Annotated in this window: 3 protein-coding genes; 1 reads left to right on the top strand and 2 read right to left on the bottom strand. The window is 75.5% G+C overall.

Annotated features, from left to right (window positions below; translation table 11 throughout):
- Together GA0115242_RS22805 and GA0115242_RS22800 are read right to left on the bottom strand one after the other, a co-directional pair.
- The coding region (locus tag GA0115242_RS22805) for an MFS transporter (RefSeq protein ID WP_141721719.1) at positions 1 to 847 on the bottom strand (847 nt) is incomplete at its 3' end.
- Entirely contained in the window at positions 847 to 1,419 is a 573-nt protein-coding gene (locus GA0115242_RS22800) for a TetR/AcrR family transcriptional regulator (RefSeq protein ID WP_093831395.1), read from the bottom strand. The genes GA0115242_RS22805 and GA0115242_RS22800, both read right to left, overlap by 1 nt.
- Before the next feature lie 181 nt (positions 1,420 to 1,600).
- Here GA0115242_RS22800 and GA0115242_RS22795 point away from each other — a divergent pair, with 181 nt between their 5' ends.
- Positions 1,601 to 2,038, top strand: coding sequence for a PPOX class F420-dependent oxidoreductase (locus tag GA0115242_RS22795; protein ID WP_176729885.1), 438 nt, complete (start codon positions 1,601 to 1,603; stop codon positions 2,036 to 2,038).
- The last annotated feature ends 60 nt before the right edge of the window (positions 2,039 to 2,098 follow it).

Below are 2,098 nucleotides of genomic sequence, written 5' to 3'. Positions count from 1 at the left end.
GCCCGAAGGTGTCCTGGAGCAGGTACGCGCCGACGAATACGGCCCCGTTCAGGGCCGCCGACGCGGCCACCAGGGCGCCGAGCGCGGCGGCCACCGGCCGTCGGCCGACGACGCCGGGCGGCAGCAGCGGCCCGGCGGTGCGCCGCTCGTGGCGGACGAGGACGACGGCGGCGGCGAGGCCGGTGGCCGCCACCGCCCAGGACGCGCGGGGCAGGGCGACCAGGGTGTGCGTCAGACAGGCGAGCGCCACCGAGAGCAGCAGCGCCCCGGGGACGTCGAAGGCGACCCGGCGCGGGGTGTGCGGGTCGGGCGTGCTGAGCGCGAGGACCCCGAGCAGCAGCGCCGGTGCCACGTTCAGGAAGAACACCGCGCGCCAGCCAGGACCCGCCGCGAGCACCCCGCCCAGCAGCGGCCCCGCGGCGGCGGCGACCCCGATCGCGCTGGTCCGCAGGGCGATCGGCATCCGCAGCCCCTGCGGCGGATACGACGCCCGCAGCATGCCCAGCGTGGCCGGTTGCAGCAGCGCCCCGAACACCCCCTGCACGACGCGCAGTCCGATCACCCAGCCGATCCCGGGCGCGACCCCGATGGCGGCCGACGTCAGCCCGAAGCCCGTCATGCCGATCCCGAAGAGGCGCTGGTGGCCGTAGCGGTCGCCCAGCCGCCCGGCGGCCACCAGCAGGGAGGCGACCGCGACGAGGTATCCGGTGCCGGTCCACTGGGCCTGCGCCAGGGACGCGCCCAGGTCGTGCTGGAGGGTGGGCCGCGCGACGGTCAGGACCGTGCCGTCCAGGGCGACGGTCATCGCGCCGACGACGCTCCCGGCCAGGGTCAGCCGCCGGTTCATCAGGCGTCCTCCGGGCCGAGGTGCGCGTCCAGGGCCGCCCGGACCAGGGGCGTGAAGTCGGCCGCTCCGGTGGCGAGTTGGAGGCTGCCCCAGCTCCACAGCTGGGCGATGCCGTGCAGGTTCGCCCAGAGCGCGCCCGCGACCGTGCGGGCGTCGACGCCGGGACGGGCGGCCCCGGTCAGCTCCACCAGCCGCTCGAACAGCGGCAGACTGGTGTCCCGCAGCCGCAGATGCCCGCTCTCCAGGACGTCGTGACGGAACATCAGCTCGTACATGCCACGGTTGTCGAGCGCGAACTCCAGGTAGGCGAGCGCGAGTTCCGTGAGACGCGCCCGCGCCGGCCCCTGCCCGCCCCGGGCAGCGGTCCGCGCGGCCAGCTCGCCGAAGCCCCGGCGCGCGATCGCCGACAGCAGCTCCAGATGGGTGGGGAAGTGGCGGCGCGGCGCCCCGTGCGAGACACCGGCCCGCCGGGCGATCTCCCGCAGGGTGAGCGCCTGGGCGCCCTCCCGGGCGACGAGGTCCACCCCGACGTCGACCAGCCGGTCCCGCAGTCCTGTCTCCACGTCAGTCATGGACACTGTCTACCAGGGTGCGTAGACAGTGTCTACCGGTGGGCGTGACGCCCCTCCGCACGCCAGGGGTCCGGCGCCTACCCCGCCCCTCTCCTCCCGCTCCCGCGCCCACCGCTTTCTCGGTCGCGGGCCGGGGGAGTGCGCGGGAATGCGGTCCCCGGCCGTCCGGGTTGAACCAGACATGACTGAGGACTCACTGCTCAAGCTGCTCTCGGACGGCAACGGCGGGGTGCTGGTCACCCTGAAGCGCGACGGCCGCCCCCAGCTGTCGAACGTCAGCCACTTCTACGACCCGGACGAGCGGATCGTGCGGGTCTCCGTCACGGACGACCGGGCCAAGACCCGCAACCTGCGCCGCGACCCCCGCGCCTCCTACCACGTCACCGCGCCCGACCGCTGGTCCTACACGGTCGTCGAGGGCACCGCCGACCTCTCCCCGGTCGCCGCCGACCCGCACGACGACACGGTCGAGGAGCTGATCCGGGTCTACCGCGGGGTCCTGGGCGAGCACCCGGACTGGGACGAGTACCGCGCCGCGATGGTCCGCGACCGGCGCCTGGTGGTGCGCATCCCGGTCGAGCGGGTCTACGGCGTCCCGAAGCGGCCGGACGCCGACTGACGGGGACGGCCACGGACCGACGTCACCGCCCGCCGCCCGGCCCCACGCACGCCGAGGGGC

The organism is Streptomyces sp. SolWspMP-5a-2 (genome assembly GCF_900091845.1).
GTDB lineage: Bacteria > Actinomycetota > Actinomycetes > Streptomycetales > Streptomycetaceae > Streptomyces > Streptomyces doudnae.
Note: the sequence above shows the minus strand (reverse complement) of the source record. Positions and strands in the feature narration are given on the sequence as shown.